We start from the raw sequence: 23,910 nt of genomic DNA, 5'->3' as shown, positions 1-23,910 counted from the left end.
GCCGCCTTCCTGCAACGCGAAATCCTTTGGGGGAGGGTTTTTATATTTCCCTCCCGGTCAGGGGAGGGGTAGGGATAGGATTTGTAGGCCCGATAAGCTGCGCGCCATCGGGCATTTCACAGTTATGGTTATGATGGCATCGCGATGGCCTGCTTCTCTTCGAGCAGTTTCTCCACGACGCCAGGATCGGCGAGGGTAGAGGTATCGCCCAGATTGCTGGTATCGCCCGCCGCGATTTTACGCAGAATACGGCGCATAATTTTGCCGGAGCGGGTTTTCGGCAGTGAGTCGGTCCAGTGCAGCACGTCTGGCGTTGCCAGCGGGCCAATTTCTTTACGCACCCAGTTGCGAACCTCGGCGTACAACTCAGGTGACGGCTCTTCACCGTGATTCAGCGTAACGTATGCGTAGATCGCCTGGCCTTTAATATTATGCGGAATCCCCACCACCGCGGCTTCGGCAATCTTCGGATGCGACACCAGCGCCGATTCGATTTCAGCCGTTCCCAGACGGTGGCCGGAGACGTTCAGCACATCGTCCACACGTCCGGTGATCCAGTAATAGCCATCTTCGTCACGGCGCGCGCCGTCGCCGCTGAAGTACATATTCTTGAAGGTAGAGAAGTAGGTTTGCTCAAAGCGTTCGTGATCGCCAAACAGCGTTCTCGCTTGGCCCGGCCACGAGTCGGTAATCACCAGATTGCCTTCGGTCGCGCCTTCCAGCGGATTACCTTCGTTATCGACAATCGCAGGCTGTACGCCAAAGAATGGACGGGTTGCAGAACCGGCTTTCAGTTCGGTGGCGCCCGGCAGCGGGGTGATCATGAATCCACCGGTTTCAGTCTGCCACCAGGTATCGACGACCGGGCATTTTTCGTTGCCGATCTTCTTCCAGTACCACTCCCATGCTTCCGGGTTGATCGGCTCGCCAACTGAACCCAGGATACGCAGCGACGAACGGTCAGTGCCTTCAATCGCTTTATCGCCTTCCGCCATCAGGGCGCGAATGGCGGTCGGTGCGGTATACAGAATATTGACCTGATGCTTGTCCACAACCTGCGACATACGCGCCGGGGTAGGCCAGTTTGGCACGCCTTCGAACATCAGCGTGGTTGCGCCGCAGGCCAGCGGACCGTACAGCAGGTAGCTGTGCCCGGTTACCCAGCCTACGTCAGCGGTACACCAATAAATATCGCCCTGATGGTAGTCAAACACGTACTTAAAGGTGGTGGCGGCGTAGACCAGATACCCGCCGGTAGTGTGCAGTACGCCTTTCGGCTTGCCGGTTGAGCCGGAGGTATACAGGATAAACAGCGGATCTTCCGCGTTCATCTCTTCCGGCTGGTGTTCTGAGCTGGCCTTCTCGATAAGATCGGACCACCACAGGTCGCGACCTTCCTGCCATTCCGTTTTTCCACCGGTACGTTTGAGAACGACCACATGTTCAACGGTTTTCACATTTGGATTTTTCAGCGCATCATCCACGTTCTTTTTCAGTGGGATAGCGCGCCCGGCGCGTACGCCTTCGTCGGCGGTGATCACCAGGCGTGAATTGGAGTCGATAATACGTCCGGCGACGGCTTCCGGTGAGAAACCACCGAAGATGACCGAATGCACCGCGCCAATACGGGCGCAGGCCAGCATGGCGACCGCAGCTTCCGGCACCATCGGCATATAAATGGCCACCACGTCACCTTTTTTAATGCCTAAATCCAGTAGCGTATTGGCGAAACGGCAGACATCGCGATGCAACTCGCGATAGGTAATGTTTTTGCTTTGGGTTGCGTCATCGCCTTCCCAGATGATGGCGGTACGATCGCCGTTTGCCTGCAGGTGGCGGTCAAGACAGTTTGCGGCCAGATTCAGAGTGCCGTCTTCGTACCATTTAATTGACACGTTGCCTGGTGCGAAGGAAGTGTTCTTCACCTGGCTGTACGGCTTGATCCAATCAAGAATTTTTCCCTGTTCGCCCCAAAATGTGTCGGGTTCGTTAACGGATTGCTGGTATTTCTCTGCGTACTGCTCCGGATTTATCAGGCAACGATCCGCAATGTTTGCGGGAATAGCGTGTTTATGTATTTGGCTCATGGCTTTTGTTCTCCTTGTAGGATGTTAATAATATGTCTCATAAACGTTAAATGTAGGGGCTTTGAGAGTTTTGTTTAGTATTTGCGCGGCAGATCACGCAATAAACGAATTGTGCAAATTAGCGACAAACTGAATTTTGAAGGGAGCTAGCAAAATTGACTAAATCTCGCGATAACATGTGGTTATCTAAAGGATTGTTGAAAAGGTGATCTGTCTCTGAATTAGACAAAAGAGGGGGCAATCAAAGGGAGTTACTAACTCTAAAGTGGTATTTTACATACACTTACAATTGATTAAAGACAACATTTTCAGTGTGGTTTCTTGTTACAAATAGGGTGGAGCAATGTCATGACAGTATTCGTGTGGTTGCTGTTATGGAAAACAATAAAAGAACCGCCATTGCAGATAATGGCGTCATCTGGATGAGACCCCTATGGCAAGGATAAAATCACGCGTACGCCGTTTCTTCAGCCTGTTAGTACCTTTATTATTTATCTCTGCAGTTCACGCTGAACAAACCCCCGTACCCGCAAAAACCGTCACCGTTGAAGCGAAGAATGAAGTCTTCGCCCCTCAGCATCCCGATCAATATCTCTCCTGGAAAGCCACGTCTGAGCAATCAGCCCGTGAAGATGCGCTGGCAGAAGATCCTCGTCTGGTGATCCTGTGGGCGGGATATCCCTTCTCGCGCGATTACAACAAACCGCGCGGGCACGCGTATGCAGTGACCGATGTTCGTGAAACCTTACGTACCGGCGCACCCAAAACGGCAGAAGATGGTCCGTTGCCGATGGCCTGCTGGAGCTGTAAAAGCCCGGATGTGGCGCGTCTGATCCAGAAAGACGGTGAAGATGGCTACTTCCACGGTAAATGGGCGCGCGGCGGTCCTGAAATTGTTAATAATCTTGGCTGCGGCGATTGCCATAACACCGCGTCACCAGACTTTGCCAAAGGCAAGCCAGAACTGACGCTGTCGCGTCCTTATGCTGAGCGCGCGATGGAAACCATCGGCAAACCGTTTGAGAAAGCCGGTCGCTTTGACCAGCAATCCATGGTCTGCGGCCAGTGCCACGTGGAATATTACTTCGACGGTAAAAACAAAGCCGTTAAGTTCCCGTGGGACGACGGCATGAAAGTCGAGAACATGGAGAAGTACTACGACACCATCGCCTTCTCTGACTGGACCAACTCCCTGTCTAAAACCCCGATGCTGAAAGCGCAGCACCCGGAGTATGAAACCTGGAGCGCAGGCATTCACGGCAAGAACAATGTGACCTGTATCGACTGCCACATGCCGAAAGTGCAGAACGCGGAAGGCAAGATTTACACCGACCATAAGATTGGTAATCCGTTTGATAATTTCGCTCAGACCTGTGCGAACTGCCACACCCAGGACAAAGCGTCCCTGCAAAAAGTAGTCGCCGAGCGTAAACAGGCCATTCATGACCTGAAAATCAAAGTTGAAGACCAGCTTGTTCGTGCGCACTTCGAAGCGAAAGCCGCATGGGATGCGGGTGCGACCGAAGCGGAAATGAAGCCGATTCTGGAAGATATCCGTCACGCGCAATGGCGTTGGGACCTGTCTATCGCCTCACACGGTATTCACATGCATGCCCCGGAAGAAGGTCTGCGGATGCTGGGTAGCGCAATGGATAAAGCCGCTGACGCACGTACCAAACTGGTCCGTCTGCTGGCGACCAAAGGCATCACGCATGAAATCCCGTTACCGGATATCTCTACCAAAGAGAAAGCCCAGGCGGCGATTGGTCTGAACATGCAGCAAATCAATGCTGAAAAGCAGGACTTCATCAAAACGGTGATTCCGCAGTGGGAAGATCAGGCGCGTAAAAACGGTCTGTTAAGCCAATAACCCCATTTCGCCCCGCAAGGGGCGGATAACTCAACGGAGTGAATATGAGCGTATTACGTTCGTTATTAACTGCTGGGGTGCTGGCGTCAGGCTTGTTATGGAGCCTGAGTGGAATCACTGCCACGCCAACGCCGCAGGAGTCGGATCAACGCTGGACGGTTACCCAACAGCGTAATCCGGATGCCGCCTGTCTGGACTGTCACAAGCCGGATACCGAAGGCATGCATGGTAAGCATGCGGAAGCCATCAACCCGAATAACAAACTGCCTGTCACCTGCACCAATTGTCACGGCCAGCCGTCACCGAACCACCGCGAAGGGGTGAAAGATGTGATGCGCTTTAATGAGCCGATGTACAACGTGGAGCAGCAGAACAGTGTCTGTATGTCCTGTCACCTGCCTGAGCAGTTGCAAAAAGCGTTCTGGCCGCACGATGTCCACGTAACCAAAGTGGCGTGTGCCAGCTGTCACTCACTGCATCCGAAGCAAGACACGATGCAGACGCTGAGCGATAAAGGACGGATCAAGATTTGCGTCGATTGCCACAGCGATCAACGTAACAATCCGAACTTTAACCCGGCGTCGGTTCCGTTGCTTAAGGAGCATCCATGAGTTGCTCTCGTCGCCAGTTTATCACCGGCGTCGGCGCGCTGGTGGCAGTGAGCGGGACGGCGGGGCGCGTTGTGGCGAAGACGCTGAACATCAACGGTGTGCGTTACGGTATGGTTCATGATGAGTCTTTATGCATTGGCTGTACGGCCTGCATGGATGCTTGTCGGGAAGTTAACAACGTGCCGGAAGGCGTATCGCGTCTGACGATTATCCGCAGTGAGCCGCAAGGGACATTTCCTGATGTGAAGTATCGCTTCTTCCGTCACTCGTGCCAGCATTGCGACCACGCTCCCTGCGTTGACGTCTGCCCGACGGGGGCATCGTATCGCGATGCCGCCAGCGGCATTGTGGATGTGAACCCGGACCTTTGCGTTGGCTGCCAGTACTGTATCGCCGCGTGTCCTTATCGCGTGCGGTTTATCCATCCGGTGAGCAAAACGGCGGATAAATGCGATTTCTGCCGGAAAACCAACCTGAAAGCGGGCAAACAGCCCGCCTGCGTTGAGTCATGTCCGACGAAGGCGCTGACGTTTGGTAATCTGGACGATCCCAACAGTGATATATCCCGTTTGTTGCAGCAGAAAACTACCTACCGTTACAAACTGGCGTTGGGTACAAAACCGAAGGTCTACCGCGTTCCCTTTAAATTTGGGGAGGTGAGCCAATGACATCCGCTTCTGCATTTCATTTTGAATCACTGGTGTGGGACTGGCCCATTGCCATCTATCTGTTCCTGATAGGTATCTCTGCCGGACTGGTCACGTTGGCGATTCTGCTGCGTCGCTTCCATCCGGAGGCGGGCGGTTCAGACAGCACGCTGCTGCGCACCACGCTGGTGTTAGGGCCGGGGGCAATTATCCTCGGTTTGCTGATTCTGGTGTTCCACCTGACGCGTCCATGGACTTTCTGGAAACTGATGTTCCATTACAGCTTCACTTCGGTGATGTCGATGGGGGTCATGCTGTTCCAGTTGTACATGGTGGTGTTAGTGCTGTGGCTGGCAAAAATCTTTGAAAAAGAGGTGATTGCCCTGCAACAGCGGTTCGTGCCGCGACTGACGATTGTGTCAAAACTACTGACGCTAATCACGCCGTTCCATCGCGCGCTTGAGACGCTGATGCTGGTGCTGGCGGTTCTGCTCGGGGCGTATACCGGGTTCCTGCTGTCGGCGCTGAAATCCTACCCGTTCCTGAATAACCCGATCCTGCCGGTGCTGTTTCTGTTCTCCGGGATCTCCTCCGGTGCGGCGGTGGCACTGATCGCCATGGCGTTACGTCATCGTAGCAACCCGCACAGTACGGAAGCGCACTTTGTGCATCGCATGGAAGTCCCGGTGGTATGGCTGGAGATCTTCCTGCTGGCGGCGTTCTTCGTCGGCCTGGCGCTGGGCGATGACGGCAAAATGCGTGCGCTGGCGGCGGCACTGGGCGGCGGATTCTGGACCTGGTGGTTCTGGCTTGGCGTGGCTGGGCTTGGGTTGATACTGCCGATGCTGCTAAAACCCTGGGCCAACCGCAGTTCGACGTTTCATGGCGTGCTGGCAGTGTGCGGCGCTAGCCTGACCGGCGTACTGCTGCTGCGCTTTTTTATCCTCTATGCGGGTCAGCTAACCGTTGCGTAAGGTGATATCTGGACGTTCTCCTTCCTGAAGCCGGTTTTCTGGCGCTGTTATTAAGCCTCGGGGTCAACGTGTTGACCCCGCTTGCCGTGTTGGTAGGTGTCCGCCAGCGTTGGCAGGGGGTGATGCGCCTGGCAAGCGTGGGCGTGTGGACGCAATTTGCCCTGCTGCTACTGGCCTTTACCATTCTGGTATTCTGCTTTTTGACCAGCGATTTTTCGGTGGTCTACGTTGCCCAGCACAGCTACAGCCTGCTGCCGTGGGGATTAAAACTGGCGGCGGTGTGGGGCGGTCATGAAGGATCGCTGCTGCTGTGGGTGCTGTTTCTTTCCGCCTGGAGCGCGCTATTTGCTCTTCGCTATCGGCGTAATACCAACGCGCTGTTTCCGCTGACGCTCAGTGTCCTTTCAATGATAACGGCCCTGCTGCTGCTGTTTGTGGTGGTATGGTCCGATCCGTTCGTGCGTATCTTTCCGCCAGCCATTGAAGGGCGCGACCTTAACCCGATGCTGCAACATCTCGGGTTAATCCTCCATCCACCGCTGCTGTACCTGGGTTACGGTGGTTTGATGGTGGCGGCAGGCGTGGCGCTGGCCTCGCTGCTACGTAGTGACTTTAATGCGCAGAGCGCCTGGGTGTGCTGGCGCTGGGCCTTGCCCGGCTGGTGCGCGCTGACGCTGGGGATTATCCTCGGCTCCTGGTGGGCCTACTGCGAGCTGGGCTGGGGCGGCTGGTGGTTCTGGGACCCGGTAGAAAACGCTTCCTTATTACCCTGGCTTTCTGCCAGCGCGCTGCTACATAGCCTGTATATCACGCGCCAGCGCGGGATCTTCCGCCACTGGTCGCTGCTGCTGGCGATCGTCACGCTGATTTTATCGCTGCTGGGGACGCTGATTGTGCGTTCCGGCATTCTCGTTTCGGTGCATGCTTTCGCGCTGGATAACGTTCGTGCCGCGCCGCTGTTTGCGCTGTTTACCGTGTTGAGTCTGGCGTCGCTCGGGCTGTACGCCTGGCGGGGCCAGCAAGTCCGGCAGAATGCTCGTTTTGGCGGTTGGTCACGCGAGATGCTGATTCTGGTTGCGCTGCTGCTCTTTAGTGCGGTGCTGCTGATTGTGCTGATTGGCACGCTCTACCCGATGATTTACGGGCTGTTCGGCTGGGGGCGGCTTTCCGTGGGCGCACCGTACTTTAACCGCGCTACGCTGCCCTTTGGCCTACTGATGCTGCTGGTTATTGTGCTGGCAATGGTCAGAAGCCGTAAAGTGTCTTTCCGCATCCAACTTCCGGCACTGCTGGCGCATGCCGGAGTGCTGGTGTTTGCGGCGGGGATCGTCTTTTCCAGCGGGAGCCGTCAGGAGATAAGCCTGAACCTGAGCCCTGGGCAGCAGGTTGAACTGGCGGGTTACATTTTCCGTTTTGAGCGTCTCGACCTGGAAGCCAAAGGTAACTACACCAGTGAAAAAGCGCAGATCACGCTGTGGCACAATGAGAAACGCATTGGCAGCCTGCAACCTGAAAGGCGCTTCTATGCCGCGCGTCGTCAACAGATGATGGAGCCGGGGATCCGCTGGAACCTGATGCATGACTGGTATGCGGTAATGGGTGAAAAAACCGGACCAGACCGTTATGCCATGCGCTTGTACGTGCAGACCGGCGTGCGCTGGATTTGGGGTGGGGGACTATTAATGGTCTTTGGCGCGCTGCTGAGCGGATGGCGAGGAAGGAAACGCGATGCGTAAATTAATCACAGCGTTGCCGGATGGCGGCGTAAACGCCTTATCCGGCCTACAAGGTGCGCAAACCGTAGGCCGGATAAGCGCAGCGCCATCCGGCAGAAAGTTATTACTCTTAACGCTCGTCCTGTTTTTCATTACTTTCGCTACGCATGCCCAGGTTGTGGATACCTGGCGCTTTGAAAATCCGCAACAGCAGGAACAAGCGCTGTCTATTGCCAGCCAACTGCGTTGTCCACAGTGCCAAAACCAAAATTTGCTGGAATCCAATGCGCCGGTAGCGGTCAGTATGCGCCATCAGGTTTACAGCATGGTGGCGGAAGGGAAAAGTGAAGCCGAGATAACCACCTGGATGACCGAGCGTTACGGTGACTTCGTTCGTTATAATCCGCCGCTGAATGAACAAACGCTGCTGCTGTGGGCGTTGCCGTGCCTGTTGTTGTTGCTGGTAGGTGTAGTGGTCTGGCGAGTGAGAAGACGTCAGCATACGGAGGAAGGTGAATAATGAGCCAGTGCGAGCCGCTGTTACGCCCAATGCCCGTGAAGCGGCTGACCGTTGCGGCAGTACTGATGGTTGTGGCTTGCATTGGAGGCTACCTGTTGACGCCAAAATGGCAGGCGGTTCGTCAGGAGCAGACGCGACTGGCGGACCCTTTACATGCTTTCTCTGATGAAAATATTCAGGAAAAACAGTTGCTTTTGCTGCAATCGCAGATTCGAGCCAATCCACAGGACGGCGTGAAATGGGCGCAACTCGGGGAGTACTATCTTTGGCAAAACGCGTATCATAATGCGCTGCTGGCCTACGAGCAGGCGCTGCGTGTCGGCGGTGAAAATGCTGAGATCTATTCAGCGATGGCAACGGTATTGTATTACCAGGCCGGACAACATATGGCGCCGCCCACTCGCGAGATGATTGATAAGGCCTTGGCGCTGGACCCGGCAGAGGTCACCGCGCTGATGTTGTTAGCCTCAGATGCGTTTATGCAGGCAGACTACGCCCAGGCTATTTCAGTTTGGCAAAAAGTTATGGATTTAAACTCGCCGAGGGTGAACCGGGCACAGCTCGTTGACTCTATTAATATGGCGAAGTTGTTGCAGAATCGGCAAAAATAAATTTGTTTTATTTGTGATTTGTATCATTTTGCCTGTTTAAAAAACAGGCAAACGAACAGGTGAGCGAAAAAAACTCACGCTATGACTTCTTCATTTTTGAACATATTAAAATTCTTTTATAACAAAAAGTTATTCATCAATACCGCGATAAAATTGCATTTTTATGCATAAATTCAGCCAAAAGCCCTGTTCTTAGAGGGTTGCGCGGAATGCCATGCAGATGATAATGATAATAAGCGTTAAAAAACTCCATAAACGAACGCAACACAATTCATACCCTTTCAGTATGTACTATTCCCACACACCGCATGTGGAATAGCGCTCCATCGAGGAAGTCCGTTGTTATGAAAAATTTGAAAGTCAGCCTGGCATGGCAGATTCTAATCGCCATGGTGCTGGGCATTCTGCTAGGGAGTTACCTGCATTACCATAGCGACAGCCGCGAATGGCTGGTGGTCAACTTGCTGTCTCCGGCGGGCGATATCTTTATCCATCTGATCAAAATGATCGTCGTGCCGATTGTTATCTCCACGCTGGTGGTTGGTATTGCCGGGGTGGGTGATGCAAAACAGCTGGGCCGTATTGGCGCCAAAACCATTCTCTATTTCGAAGTGATCACCACCGTAGCGATTATTCTTGGCATCACGCTGGCGAATGTGTTCCAGCCGGGTTCCGGGATTGATATGTCGCAACTGGCGACCGTGGATATTTCGAAATATCAAAATACGACCGCAGAAGTGCAGAGCCACGCGCATGGCCTGATGGGCACGATTGTGTCGCTGGTGCCGACTAATATCGTCGCGTCGATGGCGAAAGGCGATATGTTGCCGATTATCTTCTTCTCGGTGCTGTTTGGTTTAGGCTTGTCTTCACTACCAGCAACCCACCGCGAGCCGCTGGTGACTGTGTTCCGCTCGATTTCAGAAACCATGTTTAAAGTGACCCACATGGTGATGCGTTATGCGCCAGTCGGTGTTTTTGCGCTGATTGCTGTGACCGTCGCGAACTTCGGTTTTGCCTCACTGTGGCCGCTGGCGAAACTGGTGCTGTTGGTGCATTTTGCCATCCTGTTCTTCGCGCTGGTGGTGCTGGGGATTGTGGCGCGTATCTGCGGTCTGAGCATCTGGATCCTGATCCGCATTTTGAAAGATGAGCTGATTCTGGCTTACTCTACCGCCAGTTCCGAGAGCGTACTGCCACGTATTATCGAGAAGATGGAAGCCTATGGCGCACCGGCTTCAATCACCAGCTTTGTGGTGCCGACCGGCTACTCATTCAACCTTGATGGTTCAACGCTGTACCAGAGTATTGCCGCGATCTTTATTGCGCAGCTGTATGGTATCGACCTGTCGCTGTGGCAGGAAATCGTGCTGGTGTTGACGTTGATGGTGACCTCGAAAGGGATTGCGGGCGTGCCGGGCGTCTCCTTCGTGGTACTGCTGGCTACGCTTGGCAGCGTGGGGATCCCGCTGGAAGGCCTGGCGTTTATTGCCGGTGTTGACCGTATCCTCGACATGGCGCGTACCGCGCTGAATGTGGTGGGGAATGCGCTGGCGGTGCTGGTTATCGCCAAGTGGGAGCACAAATTTGACCGCAAGAAGGCGCTGGCTTACGAGCGCGAGATGCTGGGTAAATTTGATAAGACCGCTAATCATTAATTAATGAAAGATTGCCGGATGGCGCTGCGCTTATCCGGCCTACGGAAGACGGTGAACTGTAGGCCGGATAAGGCGTTTATGCCGCCATCCGGCAATGCAAACCATTACCCGTTTGTTAACTTTTCAAACTCTTCACAGCCGGTATCGAACCCTTCCATACAGCTCAGATTCAGCCAGTGTAGCGCCTTCTGTTTATTCTTCACGATAAAGCCCTGCTCGCCGTTTAAGAACATCATTCCGGCCCAGTACTCGGAATAACCGGTGCGGGAGATGGCGGAGCTGCGTTTGAAATACCACGTCGCTTTTTCATCGTCTGCGGGGATCCCCACGCCGTTGGCGTAAATCAGCCCGAGCAGCATTTGCGCGTCGACGGCGGAGTCATTTTCCAGATCTTCAGAGGCGTTTTGCAGCAAGGTAATGGCTTTGGGGTAATCTGTGTGTCCTGCCTGGGTGTTGACCAGTATCCGCGCGAGGGTCAGTTCTCCCGCTTTACTGCCCGCTTTGGCTGCCTTTTCCGCCAGCGTTTTGGCCTGGGGGTAATCCAGACTGACCGGATTCGTAATTTTGATTTGCGCCAGGAGCGCGCAGGCGTCGGCATCGCCATTGTCGGCGGCTTTTTGCGCCCAATACTCGGCTTTGCTCAAATCGCCCGAACTGAACCAGGTATCGGCAAGAAAGTACTGTGCACGACGGTCCCCTGCCTCAGCGGCCTGTAAGTACTGGCTTCCTGGCTCAGTATCACTGGCATGGGCAAAGAATGTCATAAAGAACATCAATGCAATGAGTTGTTTCATTTTGAGTTTTATTTAGGGTACGGAATGAACAGTATAAAGAGATCGTATGGATAAAAAAACAGCCTCCGGGCGGAGGCTGTTGCAGAACAGGTACGTAAACGGACTAACCCATCGCGCTTTCGCGCAGACTGGCTTTCAGCTTGTTGTACTCATCAATAACATACTGCTCGGCTGCGCGCTGATCGGCAATGCGTTCAACGTTAACGGCACAGTACTTATACTCTGGCGTTTTGGTAATTGGGCTTAAGTTCTCGGTTACCAGCTCATTACATGCGCCAATCCACCACTGGTAGGTCATGTAAATCGCGCCTTTGTTTGGACGATCGCTGACTGCCGCACGGGTAATGACCCGACCTTTACGCGAGTTAACCCACACCAGTTCTTCGTCCTGGATGCCCAGGCGTTCTGCGTCGGCGGTGTTGATCTGGGCATAGCCCGGTTCATCCGCCAGCGCGGCCAGCGCCGCACAGTTACCGGTCATCGAACGGCAAGAGTAGTGGCCGACTTCACGCACCGTAGACAGTACCATTGGGTACTCTGGGGTGAGTTTGTCGATTGGCGCTACCCAGTCGCAGGTGAAGAACTGCGCCAGGCCGTTCGGGGTGTCGAACTTCTCTTTAAAGAGATAAGACGTCCCCTGATCGGCTTCTGAGGTGTCGCGGCAAGGCCACTGGATATAACCCAGCTCGCCCATTTTCTCGTAAGTGGCACCGTAGAAATCCGGGCACAGATGACGCAACTCGTCCCAGATTTCCTGGGTGTTGTTGTAGTGCATCGGATAGCCCATACGGGTGGCGATTTCACTGATAATCTGCCAGTCCGTTTTCAGATCCCACTTCGGCTCAACGGCTTTAAAGAAGCGCTGGAAGCCACGGTCAGCCGCGGAGAATACGCCTTCATGCTCACCCCATGACGTAGACGGTAAAATAACGTCTGCGGCAGCGGCGGTTTTGGTCATGAAGATATCCTGCACGATGACCAGTTCCAGATCCTCAAAGCCTTTGCGCACTGCGGAGAGTTCAGCATCGGTCTGTAATGGATCTTCACCCATGATGTACGCCGCGCGGACTTCGCCATGCGCAGCACGGTGCGGCAGTTCGCTGATGCGATAACCGGTATGTGCAGGAAGACTTTCCACGCCCCAGGCTTTAGCGAATTTCTCGCGGTTTTCCGGGAACTTAACGTACTGATAGCCCGGATAGGTATCCGGCAGCGCGCCCATATCGCATGCGCCCTGAACGTTGTTCTGACCACGAACCGGGTTAACGCCCACGCTTGGCTTACCGAGGTTGCCGGTCAGCATTGCGAGGCTGGTCAGTGAACGCACGGTTTCCACGCCCTGATAGAACTGGGTAACACCCATACCCCACAGGATAGCCGCGCTTTTTGCCGTGGCATACATACGTGCAGCCTGACGAATATCCTGCGCGCTAACGCCAGTGATATCTTCGACGGACTCCGGCGTGTAACCTTCGACAATCTTGCTGTACTCTTCGAATCCTTCCGTACGGGAGGCGACGAACGCCTGGTCGTACAGTTTTTCTTCGATGATGACATGACCCATGGCGTTGAGCAGCGCGATGTTCGAGCCGTTTTTCAACGCGATGTGCATGTCGGCAATACGCGCGGTTTCAATTTTGCGCGGATCGCATACGATGATTTTCGCCCCGTTACGTTTAGCGTTAATCACGTGATTCGCCACGATCGGGTGGGAATCCGCCGGGTTATACCCGAAGATGAACACTAAATCTGTGTTATCAATTTCATTGATAGCATTACTCATTGCGCCGTTACCGACCGATTGGTGCAGACCTGCAACCGATGGGCCGTGTCAGACGCGAGCGCAGCAGTCAACGTTATTGGTACCAATAACGGCGCGCGCGAATTTTTGCATTACATAGTTGGTTTCGTTACCCGTACCGCGAGATGAACCGGTCGTCTGAATAGCGTCCGGGCCATACTTCGCTTTGATGGCGCTCAGACGAGTGGCGACGTAATCAAGCGCTTCATCCCAGGAAACAGATTCCAGTTTGCCGCCACGCTGGCGACGGATCATTGGGGTTTTCAGACGAGGGGTCAGGATCTGGGTATCGTTGATAAAATCCCAGCCATAGTAGCCCTTCAGACACAGAGTACCCTGGTTGGTTTTCCCCTGCGCCGCTTCAGCCCGGACGATTTTGCCGTTATCGACCACCAGGTTGATTTTGCAACCTGATGCGCAATATGGGCAAACCGTGACGACTTTTTTCATCGGTCTCGCTCCAGTTAATCAAATCGCGCATACGCGCTGTCGCTTTAGTTATGCATCTTTTATGCCATGTTTTTATCAGGGGCATTCATCGATATTACGGGCGAATTCTGCGCAAAACCCTGACGAAAAACAGGCTGTCGTCATATTTGACGTGACGAAAGAAAATGCCGCGTGACGGATATCACGCGGCGAGGCCGGAGAACGCTACTTCTTGTTAGCAGGGGCTTGATAACCTCCGCCAAGCGCTTTGATGAGTTGAATATTCTGCATGAGTCGTTGGGTATCTATGACCAGGAGCGACATATCTTCTGCGATCACGGGTAATTTGGCCTCTGTTGCCAGCAGGCGACTGCTCAGGCCTCGCTGGTAAGCCGCGTCTGCTGCTGCTTGCGTGTAATGCGTGTCATCTACGCGTTCCATCTGCATTACCCGTTGTTCATTGAGCGTTTGCAGACGTGTTCCGTTAATCGCGACATCGCGCACTGCATTGAGCACCGACTGGTTGTAGCGCTCTATCATCATATTGCTGGTTGCGCGGGCGCCTTCCAGATTGGCATTCAGACGACCTCCGTCAAACAGCGGTAAACGCAGGCCGGGGATGAAGTTGATCTGCCTGCTGGTGCTTTTGAACAGTTGATCGATATGGATAGCGTCTAAACCGAAGAAGACTTTGATATCAAAGCTCGGATAAAACAGGGCGCGAGCGGCCTCGACCTGGTTCAGCGAAGCCTGCACATACCAGCGCATAGCCTGCAAGTCCGGACGCCTGGCAAGCAGGTCGTAGGAGAGCGTTGCGGGTATTCCTGTATCGACAGTTGGCAGTGCGACCGGTTTGATTTCAGGCAGATCTTTTGCGCCGGCACCGATCAGCGCCCGGAGTGATTCCCGAGTTTCTTTGATTTGTCCTTCAACCGCGACGATTTGCTTGTCCACTGCCAGCAATTGCGCACGTGCGCCATGGTACGGTACTTTTGCTTCCAGCCCGTGAGCGACCTTACTCTGGTGGGCCTTCACGGCATAATCAATAACATCGTGGGTCTGCTGCAACAAATCAAGCATCTGGTAACTGGCTTGCATACTGTAATACAGCTGTGCGACGCCGGTCGTCAGGGAGAGTTCCACTGCTGCGGTTTCGGCAATCACGGCATTTTGTGCGCCAATAGCTGCCGCGACAGCGGAACGATGCTCGCCCCACAGGTCGAGATCCAGTCCGGCGACCAGACCAATCGTCGCTTCAGTGTAGTAGGGGCCGTCCATCCCTAATCGTGGCGCATCCAGCGCGTAGGGGCCGAGGAAGCCGTTGGCAGACGCTCGCTGGCGGTTAATCATGCCCAGCGCTGCCATCTGGAGCTGAGAACGCCCTTCCAGCAGTTCAGTCTGCGACTGCGCTTTCTCTTCACGCAGCTTCACTTCGGCGAGGTTATGGGAGCCAGACAGCGTTGCTTCAATAAGCGAGTTTAGCTGTGGGTCGTTAAACTGCCGCCACCACTGTGCCTGCGGCCATCCTGAGCTTGCCAGATGAATGTCTTTAGCCAGTGAGATCTGCTCAGGCTGTAATTGCGGATGTGGTGCAGAATCTTTGCGGATCAGTGCACAGCCGGAAAGGACCGTTGCGCCGCTGAGTATGCCGCAGAGGAGTAATCGAGGGAGATATCGGTTCATTATTGGGAGGTTCCTTGCTCCTGCTCGCTTGCTGGTATTAGCGTCGGGTGAGTCCAGTCGGGTAAACAGGTTATCTGCTGTATGATGCAGCGCTCCTGTTTGGGTAACGTTGGTAAAATGTCTTGAGATGGGGACAGGTTTTCAATCGACGGCGGAAGGCTGGATGCTGTCGCCAGGTCGGCTGCGTATTTTTCCAGCGCATCGGCCAGGTGTGTTGCGCTCTCCAGCAATACCGCGTTATCCAGCGTCGGGGCGTCATTTCGGGTGGTATCCCAGGCATAGAGAATGTCACGGCCCAGGTGAATAACGCGCTGACTACGTTGAATAAGCGCCATGCGTTCATCGCCGGGGAGTTGGCGTTCCAGCGCGACCCTCTCGCACATTTCATCACAGGCGTTAAACGTCGCATGGAGACCAATACGCATCTGAAGATAAGTGCGCACGAGAACAGCATCCTGCTGACGTGGGATCCGCAGTAATTTGCTGAGCAGTCCCAGCGAGCTTGCCAGTTTTTGTGGCAGCGCTTTGGCTTCGCTTTCCGGCCAGACAAAGGTGTAGATCACCGCGGAAACAAGAGTGCCGATCAAAATGCCGAAGGCGCGATCGCGGATTTCCACCAGGTCGTAGGTTGGGCCAAAGACGTTTTCAAGCGTTGCCAGCGCGAAGGTGACGACCATTTGGGTTCCGATATAAGAGGAACGTTCTGAACCGGTGGCAATCCAGGCACCCATCAGGAAAAGTGGCGCCAGCACCAGGAGAAGTTCGGCGATATTGTCCAGCCAGGGCATGACAAAAATCGTCATCAGCAGGGCCAGAATTGCGCCGAAAAATGCGCCGCCGAAGCGCAGTACCATCTTCTGGTATGACGAGCCGATACTGGGGTTCGCGACAATAATGCAGGTCAGCATACAGGTGTGAATGCCTTCCCAGTCGGTACCGGAGTAAAAGACATAGCAAATCAGACATGCCAGCAGTGTTTTTAACGCGTAGCGAATATAGCCTGGGTTGGTGAACGCGTCAGATACCATTGAGGGCGGTTTAGCGACAGGAGCTGGCGGCGTATTAGGGTCCATGTGACCAAGCTGTAGCAGGGTTTGGCACAGGGGTTCCAGGCCGCATTCGCGGGCCGTTGCGGCCTCTGCCTGACTGAGTTCCCATTCACTTTGCCAGGGCATACCTCGAGCAACCGCATCTTGCAGTGCGGTTATTTCACGGCACAGTTTCTGCTGGAGATCGCGGGTTGCCGGGTTATGTGCCGTGAAATCGTAGCGATTGAGAGTAGTGTACAGATAGGTGGTTGTGGCAACGCAAGCCTGCCACCAGGCACTTTTTTCTCGCCAGTCTGCGTCATCTGCCAGACAAAAGATGTTCAGCTTTTGCAGCGCCAGCACTTCTCGTTCGATGTATTTTTCCGCAAGCGGTGTTGCCGGTGCCGTCAGGCGATTGAGGGCATCACCCAGCCTGGCACGCAGGGCTTCGCGCATTTGGTTGACAGCGCGGCTGGGAAACCACAAAACGGCGGTCAGCGTCATCAGTAGCGTGGGGTACAGACCAACGACGATGCACCATAACGTCAGGCGAACGACGACCTCGGGGTAGTCGAGCATGCCGGGGAAAGATTGCCCGTATATTGCAACAATCGACACGGCAAAGAAAACCAGCCCCAGACGATGGGTTCGCATCAGGAACATGCAGGCCAGAACGATCAGGCTGGCAATGATCAGACGGACCAGAGGGTAGCTATAAGACCATTTGTAGATCAGAAATAAACTACCTATCTCTAATGCTGTGGCGACGACGAAGAGAATCGCCACGAATTTGGTATAGAAAGCATTGGACTGGATACCATAAAAGAGTACGGCAAGCGAAAGCGCCAGGAAGGGGATCTCATAGGTCATCGAGATCAGTACCACCAGCAGGCAACCCGCCCAGAGCTGCATGATTTGTGGGAGTCTTCCGGGACGTTGTTCGCTTAATTCTTCGTGAAAAAACGCCAATAGCCTGACCAGTGGCAGAGGCAAACAGTTAAGTGCTTTCATTTCTGTGGCTCAAGGGTAGCAACCGCCGATGCGCCGATGCGAAACATCTCTTCATCCGGTTTATCTACCACGATTTTTACCGGGAAGCGTTGGGCAACGCGAACCCAGTTGATAGAGCGGGAAACACGCGGCAAACCGCCCAGCACCATACCGCCATCATCAGGTAATACACCGTAGCCGATTGAATCCACTTTACCGACAAACACTTTGCCGCTGTCGCTCATCAGGCGAACATTGGCTGGTGTGCCTGCATGGATATTTTTCAGCTCTGTTTCGCGAAAATTGGCGATTACGTACCAGTGACGGGTGTCAATCAGGGTAAAAATGGGTCGCATGGCGGAAGCAAACTGCCCGACGGAGGTTTTTAATGCCACCACGCGGCCATCGAAGGGTGCGCGTACTGTTGCCATTTCAAGATGCAGTTTGGTCAGGGCGATATCGGCTTCTACGGCGATGCGCTGAGCTACCAGGGCATCAACGCCACTCACCGCGCTGGCAGCCTGCTGCGCCTGTAATAACACCGCATTAAGATCTGCCGCTGAGGCGCGTTGTGCCGTTCTGGCGCGATCAACATCTTCCGCGGAGACAAAACCTTCCGTCAGTAGTGGTTCGGTACGGCGCAGAGTATCGCTGGCTTGCTTAGCGGCTGCTCGCGCTTTTTCTACCGTAGCCCGTACGGAGTCAGCACCATATTGTTGTGCATCTACGCTGCGCTGGGTCAGCATGATCTGTTTATCCAGAGCGGCGAGCGACGCTTGTGCTTTTGCCAGATTCGCTTCATAGATACGGGGATCGATACGAAACAGCACATCACCTTGCTTGACCTGCTGGTTATCGGAAACAGCCAGTTCGACAATGCGACCACTGACTTCTGGCACGACATCGATGGTGTCGGCTGAGGCGTAGGCGTCATTGGTCGCGGGTGAGCTATCCAGTTTCCAGATGACGAAGACCAAAATAACCAGCGCAAGTACCAACAGCATCAGCGCGGGAAGTTTGTTACGCGGAGCTTTTTTCGACGAGCTTTCCATAGGGGCGTCTCAAAATAAGTTAGAAAAATACCAGCCAGAACAGCATGGAGTAGAGGGCAAAAAGGGCGGTATAAATAATCCCGATAAAGGCCAATCCGCTATATTTATGCAGAATGAATTTTCGGGTTATGAGTGTCAGGATGACGCCGCCAATAAGGCAGAACAGCCAGTCGGGATAGTAAGCACCGATGACCGGAATGGCGGGAGAGAAGTTGCATCCTGTTAATAATGGCAGCGAGAGGAACCAGCCTATTATTCTCAGCGGTATCACAATGCTGGAGTTAACCGTTTGCATAACAAAATACATCCTGTTTATCGCGAACAATATCATGAGTGAATATAAAAATATAAAGCGTCAGCAGTATGGCAATTTTTTAACGAGATAAAATATCTCTGCATGCCCACCGAGTTCATAATTCATTTATTTATTCTATTGTTTTTGCGATTGCACATTGTTGTGTGAATAAATATGCTTCCAGAGATTGAAAATATCTCTGGAAGCGGCTTGTTATTAATTGGGTGTAACGACATTAACCCATAAATCAAATTGATCCAGCATCGCTATCACTTCATCCAACTTCGCGGCTTTGCCAATCACTTTGACTTTCTTCGCGTGTACCAGATCGCTCATTTTCACCTGGCCTGTCAGCACGTCGTGTAGATCTGTACGGCTGATATAGAATGAAGTGTCGGCATCTGGTTGCAGGGTCTGACGATGATTGAGCACGCTGTTGTTGAGCGTCAGATTCAGGTTCTCGCCTTTGTCCAGGTTGAAGTTCAGGCTGATGTGTTTACCTGATGCTTTCTCACTGTCCAGACGAACGGCCATGTAATCGAGCAGCATTTCTACGCTCATGCCGTTGATGGTGTCCGGGGAATTGGTGGTGCCGTGTGTAAATTTACGCACGCCTTCACGCAGTTCTTTCGCGCCGGTGAGGTAGAAACCGCGCCAGGTGGCGGACTCGGCCTGATAGCCCAGCTGTTCAAACGCATTCGCTTGCAGATTCTTAGCCGCCTGGTTGTCTGGTTCAGCGGAAATCACGTGCTTGAGCAGTTCTGACGTCCAGCGATAATCACCCTTGTCATAGGCTTCCTGAGCCAGCTCAATGGTCTGTTTTGCACCACCCAACGCTTTGACGTAGCGTTTACCCATATCTGTCTGTCCGTAAGGATCCAGATTTGCCGGGTTGCCGTCGAAGTAGCCGAGGTAGAAGTTGTAGACCGCACGCGCGTCATGGCTGACCGAACCGTAGTAGCCACGACTGGCCCAGTTATTGGCGAGCGTTGGTGGTAGTTGAATCATGTTGCCAATCTCATTCATCGTATAGCCTTGGTTAGCCATATTCAGAGTTTGATCGTGGATATACTTGATGGTGTCGCGATATTTACCGATATAGTCGTTAATATGCTGATTACCCCAGACGGGCCAGGTATGCGGCATAAACAACACTTCTGCCTGGCTGCCCCACATATCAAGTGTTTCGTTCAGATACTCGGTCCATTTGCTGGTATCGCGTGTTTTTGCACCGCGTAGCGTATAGAAGTTATGCAGCGTGTGCGTCGTATTTTCTGCCGTACAGAGCGCTTTGAGCGCCGGAATATATAAGTGCATTTCGGAAGGCGCCTCGCTGCCTGGCGCCATCAGGAAATCGAACTCCAGGCCGTCGATGACTTTTTTCTCACCGGTTTTGATGATTGATTGGGTTGGGGCAATGATAGTCGGCAGACCTGTTGTCAGCGTGACGCCCAGACCGTTGCCGATATTTCCTTGTGGGTTACGAGGCAGAAGCAGGCCGTAGGAGAACAGAGCACGGCGACTCATAATATTGCCCAGCAAGACGTTTTCGCTGATGGCTTCTTCCATAAAGCCTGCCGGGGCGAGAATCTGCACTTTGCCAGATATCACGTCATTTTCAGAGACAATGCCTTTCACACCGCCATAGTGATCGGTATGGCTATGGGTATAAATAACGGCAACAATCGGTTTTTGCGGACGATGTTGATAGTAGAGGTCCAGGCTGGCTTTTGCTGCCCCAGCGGTAACCAATGGGTCGATAACGATAATACCTGTATCACCTTCGATAAAAGTGATATTGGAAATATCCTGGCCGCGTACCTGATACATCCGTTCAGTGACTTTAAACAAGCCCGAAATACCGTTGATCTGCGACTGTCGCCATAAGCTGGGGTTTACTGTTTCTGGTGCAGGGGCATTGATATCAAACTTATAATCTTCTGCGCGATAAAAGGGTTTTCCGTCGGCATTTTTAAGAATACCTTGGTTAGGCAGTGGTGCGATAAAACCACGCTGCGCATCGTCAAAATCCTGGCGATCGGCAAAAGGTAATGATGTTAAATAACGCTGATTCTGTTGCTTTGTATATTGTGACGCTGGTTGGGATGATTCACTGGCAAATACAGGATTAACTAATATTCCGGTAGTCGTGACCAATGCAATAAAAATCCTGCTCAGGCGGAACGGCTGAGATTTATTCATATGAATCTCCATTTATCATATGTACTGTGAATTTATTAAAATAGTAAATATCGCTGCTTTAATTTTGTCATTATCATAAGTTCGAATGGTTTATTTTAAAGAAAGGAAGTGTGATCTGCGTAGTTATTCTTATTAGGTATTTGTGCCCAAAGTGCTGAGCAGAGGAAAACCTATTATGTTTACTGAATAGTGTGACAAGGATTATATTTTTATCAGATAGATCATGTGTGCTCTTTCACTTCGCCTGATATTACTCACAATAAGATGATAACGAAGTGGACGGAGTCGAATGATGAAACCCGTTGTTCTGGTTGTGGATGATGACGTGGCAGTCTGCTCGCTTTTACAGGATGTGCTGAACGAACACGTCTTTGCGGTGACCGCTTGTCACACCGGGCAGGAGGCGTTGCGCTGCATTGAGACTCAGCCGGAGATCGCGCTGGTATTGCTGGATATGATGTTGCCCGATATCAACGGTCTGATGGTGCTGCAGCAGGTGCAAAAGATGAGGCCCGGATTACCGGTGGTGATGCTGACCGGGCTTGGCAGCGAGTCGGATGTGGTGGTCGGGCTGGAAATGGGCGCTGACGACTATATTGGTAAACCGTTCAATGCGCGGGTGCTGGTGGCTCGGGTAAAGGCGGTGCTCAGACGCGTTGGCGTGTTAACGGCAGAAAGCGGCGGCCCACAGACCACGGGGCTTTCTTTCAATGGCTGGCATCTCGATACCGCCGGTTGCCAGCTTCGTAATCCTCAGCAATTGAAGGTGGACCTGACGCAGGGGGAATACAGCCTGCTGTTGGCGCTGGCCCAAAATGCCCGCCGGGTGCTGAGCCGGGAACAACTGCTGGAGCTGACGCGCAGCGACAGCGTTGAGGTGTTTGACCGCACCATTGACGTGTTAATCATGCGCTTGCGGCGAAAAATAGAGATTAACCCGCATCAACCGATGTTGATCAAAACCCTGCGCGGGTTGGGTTATGTGTTTGCCGCCGACGTGCAGCATCACGATAAGGCGGCGTGATCGTGTGCACTTGCCGGATGCGGTCGTAGGCCTGATAAGCGCAGCGCATCAGGCGTCAACCATTTCTGCTTTTAGCTCTGCCAGCGTCTTCGCGCCGTCTATCGCATTGGCGCACAGCAAGCTTGCCCGCGCACAGGCGTGTGCCAACCTGACGCTGTCCGTCAGCGACCAGCGCTCATGACAGCCATAAAGAAATCCGGCGCAAAACGCATCACCCGCCCCGACGCTGCCAACGATCTCCTCCTGCGCCAGGTACTGCGACGGGATCCAGACGCCCGGCAGATCCGGCGCTTCACCCCAGGCACCTTCCGGACAGTGAATAACCACCCGCTGGCGTACGCCTGCATCCAATAATTCGCGCGCGGCGGTAGCGATATGCGGGATATGCAGCTCGCCGTTGGGCTGTCGGATCTCCAGCCCGCTAAATTCTCCGGCTTCCAGCTCGTTAATCACCAGATAATCGAGATGGCGCAAGGCTGGCATCACCAGTGGTTGGTAGCGCGGGTCGCCCTTGCGTGAGACCAGATCCAACGACGTTTCAAAGCCGTTGTCGCGCATTTGCGCTAGCAGCCTTGCGCTACGCGTCCCGTACTCCTCATCCGGCATGTCCAGACTGTCGAGCAGCAGCAGATATCCCAGATGGAAGATTTTCATCGAGGTATCCAGTTGCTCAAAAGCGGGCAAATCCAGCAGTCTGTTGGCGCCCGGCGAGTGGAAAAAGGTGCGCTGACCGCTGGGATCGGTCATCACCTGCGACATTGACGTGGGCGCGAATGTCGTGCGCTGCACGTGTTGGCGATTAACGTGATACTGCTCCAGCATCGCCATGATGTAGTCGCCATCGCTGTCCTGACCGATTAACCCCACCGCCTGCAACGGCAGCCCAGTGTGCATTTTTGCCAGCGTCAGCAGCACATTAAGCGGCGCACCGCCCGTGGCGCGTTCGCTACGGGTGATTTCCGCCAACCAGCCGCGTTCCGGCCACTGCACAATTTGATGCACATGATCGACCAGCATGTTGCCTGCGGCGATAACGCCTTTGCGTTCCATCAGACCCGTCCCGCGCTGCCAAAAATGCGCATCTGTTCTGAAACGGTATCGGTAATGGCTTCCTCAATGCCGAGCAGCAGTTCAGCGAATTCGTCGTATAAGGGCTGACGATTCGCCATCCGCGTCTCCACTGCCGACAGCGCCGCCTGTGACATGCCGGTATAGAAGTTGATTTTGTGAATGCCGAGTTCAATTGCGCGCTTGAAATCGTCGTCGCTGATGCCGGAGCCACCGTGCAGTACCAGCGGGATTGCCGCCTGCTGGCGAATGGTGTCCAGACGCGGGAAGTCGAGCAGCGGTTCGCCTTTATATTTGCCGTGGGCGTTGCCAATGGCGACCGCCAGCGCGTCAATCCCGGTTCTGTCAACGAAATCACGCGCCAGCATTGGGTCGGTAAACAGTGATTCGTCGGCATGACCGTACAGCGCACCGCCTTCATCGCCACCGACTGCGCCCAACTCAGCTTCCACCGACACGCCGACGGCGTGGCACATCTTCACCACTTCGCGGGTCTGACGGATATTTTCTTCGTACTCCAGCGTGGAGCCATCGAACATCACTGAGCTGAAACCTAAGCGTAACGCTCGCACCACCGACTCAAAGTGCAGGCCGTGGTCAAGATTCAGCACTACCGGAATGTCATGCCGCGCGGCTTCGAATTTGACCGCTTCGACCAGAGAATCTAGCGAGATATATTTAAAATGCACCTCGGCAATGTTGATAATAAACGGCGAACGTTCTTGCTTTGCTGCGGCAAACAACGCGCGCAGGAAATGTGAATCCAGAACGTTAAACGCCCCTAAGGCATAGCGGTGCTCGCGGGCATGGGCAAGGCCATCAGCGAGTGAGATCAACGGCATAATGTGCTC

17 protein-coding genes and 1 pseudogene are annotated in these 23,910 nt (G+C 53.6%); 8 read left to right on the top strand and 10 right to left on the bottom strand.

Features of this window, described 5'->3' with window-relative positions:
- Positions 1–128: 128 nt before the first annotated feature.
- A complete protein-coding gene (gene acs, locus OGV98_RS00350) occupies positions 129–2,087 on the bottom strand; it encodes an acetate--CoA ligase (protein WP_003826645.1) in 1,959 nt (652 codons plus the stop codon).
- A gap of 433 nt (positions 2,088–2,520) precedes the next feature.
- On the opposite strand from acs, the gene nrfA reads away from it, so the two are divergent.
- The 7 genes and pseudogenes from nrfA (at position 2,521) to gltP (ending at position 10,693) form a co-directional block, all read left to right on the top strand.
- Positions 2,521–3,957: an ammonia-forming nitrite reductase cytochrome c552 subunit gene (gene nrfA, locus OGV98_RS00345; protein WP_003844735.1), complete on the top strand. Its 1,437-nt coding sequence runs from the start codon at positions 2,521–2,523 to the stop codon at positions 3,955–3,957.
- 44 nt (positions 3,958–4,001) lie between these two features.
- Positions 4,002–4,568 (top strand): cytochrome c nitrite reductase pentaheme subunit, encoded by a 567-nt coding sequence (gene nrfB, locus OGV98_RS00340; protein WP_003031758.1) that lies wholly within the window; start codon positions 4,002–4,004, stop codon positions 4,566–4,568.
- Positions 4,565–5,236, top strand: a complete 672-nt coding sequence (nrfC, locus tag OGV98_RS00335; protein ID WP_003031761.1) for a cytochrome c nitrite reductase Fe-S protein — start codon at positions 4,565–4,567, stop codon at positions 5,234–5,236. The genes nrfB and nrfC overlap by 4 nt, the downstream gene beginning before the upstream one ends.
- Entirely contained in the window at positions 5,233–6,189 is a 957-nt protein-coding gene (gene nrfD, locus OGV98_RS00330) for a cytochrome c nitrite reductase subunit NrfD (RefSeq protein ID WP_003031764.1), read from the top strand. Before nrfC ends, nrfD begins: the two co-directional genes overlap by 4 nt.
- Before the next feature lie 8 nt (positions 6,190–6,197).
- A pseudogene (nrfF, locus tag OGV98_RS00325) lies at positions 6,198–8,424 on the top strand (heme lyase NrfEFG subunit NrfF).
- A complete protein-coding gene (gene nrfG, locus OGV98_RS00320) occupies positions 8,424–9,035 on the top strand; it encodes a heme lyase NrfEFG subunit NrfG (protein WP_139935029.1) in 612 nt (203 codons plus the stop codon). The pseudogene nrfF and the gene nrfG overlap by 1 nt, the downstream one beginning before the upstream one ends.
- A gap of 344 nt (positions 9,036–9,379) precedes the next feature.
- Entirely contained in the window at positions 9,380–10,693 is a 1,314-nt protein-coding gene (gene gltP / locus OGV98_RS00315; protein ID WP_003031773.1) for a glutamate/aspartate:proton symporter GltP, read from the top strand.
- A gap of 104 nt (positions 10,694–10,797) precedes the next feature.
- Here gltP and yjcO read toward each other — a convergent pair whose 3' ends face one another.
- The 7 genes from yjcO to OGV98_RS00280 all read right to left on the bottom strand — a co-directional run bounded on the left by yjcO (position 10,798) and on the right by OGV98_RS00280 (position 20,967).
- Positions 10,798–11,487, bottom strand: coding sequence for a Sel1 family TPR-like repeat protein YjcO (gene yjcO, locus OGV98_RS00310; protein ID WP_003031775.1), 690 nt, complete (start codon positions 11,485–11,487; stop codon positions 10,798–10,800).
- Between the two features lie 103 nt (positions 11,488–11,590).
- Positions 11,591–13,738, bottom strand: coding sequence for a formate dehydrogenase subunit alpha (gene fdhF, locus OGV98_RS00305; RefSeq protein WP_080602221.1), 2,148 nt, complete (start codon positions 13,736–13,738; stop codon positions 11,591–11,593).
- A gap of 204 nt (positions 13,739–13,942) precedes the next feature.
- Positions 13,943–15,403 carry an MdtP family multidrug efflux transporter outer membrane subunit gene (locus OGV98_RS00300; protein WP_106902795.1) on the bottom strand — a complete coding sequence of 487 codons (1,461 nt, stop codon included), beginning with the start codon at positions 15,401–15,403 and terminating at the stop codon, positions 13,943–13,945.
- Positions 15,400–17,439 carry a multidrug efflux transporter permease subunit MdtO gene (gene mdtO / locus OGV98_RS00295; RefSeq protein ID WP_106902796.1) on the bottom strand — a complete coding sequence of 680 codons (2,040 nt, stop codon included), beginning with the start codon at positions 17,437–17,439 and terminating at the stop codon, positions 15,400–15,402. The genes OGV98_RS00300 and mdtO overlap by 4 nt, the downstream gene beginning before the upstream one ends.
- Positions 17,436–18,470 carry a multidrug transporter subunit MdtN gene (mdtN, locus tag OGV98_RS00290; RefSeq protein WP_044714891.1) on the bottom strand — a complete coding sequence of 345 codons (1,035 nt, stop codon included), beginning with the start codon at positions 18,468–18,470 and terminating at the stop codon, positions 17,436–17,438. The genes mdtO and mdtN overlap by 4 nt, the downstream gene beginning before the upstream one ends.
- Positions 18,471–18,489: 19 nt before the next feature.
- Positions 18,490–18,765: a YtcA family lipoprotein gene (locus OGV98_RS00285; protein ID WP_003844749.1), complete on the bottom strand. Its 276-nt coding sequence runs from the start codon at positions 18,763–18,765 to the stop codon at positions 18,490–18,492.
- 216 nt (positions 18,766–18,981) lie between these two features.
- The gene (locus OGV98_RS00280; RefSeq protein ID WP_202580843.1) at positions 18,982–20,967 is read right to left on the bottom strand and encodes an alkyl/aryl-sulfatase; all 1,986 of its coding nucleotides are present in this window, start codon (positions 20,965–20,967) and stop codon (positions 18,982–18,984) included.
- A 292-nt stretch (positions 20,968–21,259) separates the two neighbouring features.
- On the opposite strand from OGV98_RS00280, the gene OGV98_RS00275 reads away from it, so the two are divergent.
- Positions 21,260–21,991, top strand: a complete 732-nt coding sequence (locus OGV98_RS00275; protein WP_003844752.1) for a response regulator — start codon at positions 21,260–21,262, stop codon at positions 21,989–21,991.
- 48 nt (positions 21,992–22,039) lie between these two features.
- Here the strand turns inward: OGV98_RS00275 and OGV98_RS00270 are convergent, their stop codons facing one another.
- Entirely contained in the window at positions 22,040–23,044 is a 1,005-nt protein-coding gene (locus OGV98_RS00270) for a carbohydrate kinase family protein (RefSeq protein WP_085952516.1), read from the bottom strand.
- Entirely contained in the window at positions 23,041–23,901 is an 861-nt protein-coding gene (locus tag OGV98_RS00265) for a ketose 1,6-bisphosphate aldolase (protein WP_016149417.1), read from the bottom strand. The genes OGV98_RS00270 and OGV98_RS00265 overlap by 4 nt, the downstream gene beginning before the upstream one ends.
- Positions 23,902–23,910 lie beyond the last annotated feature (9 nt).

This window comes from Citrobacter sp. Cf136 (genome assembly GCF_030333815.1).
Classification (GTDB): domain Bacteria; phylum Pseudomonadota; class Gammaproteobacteria; order Enterobacterales; family Enterobacteriaceae; genus Citrobacter; species Citrobacter freundii.
Note: the sequence above shows the minus strand (reverse complement) of the source record. Positions and strands in the feature narration are given on the sequence as shown.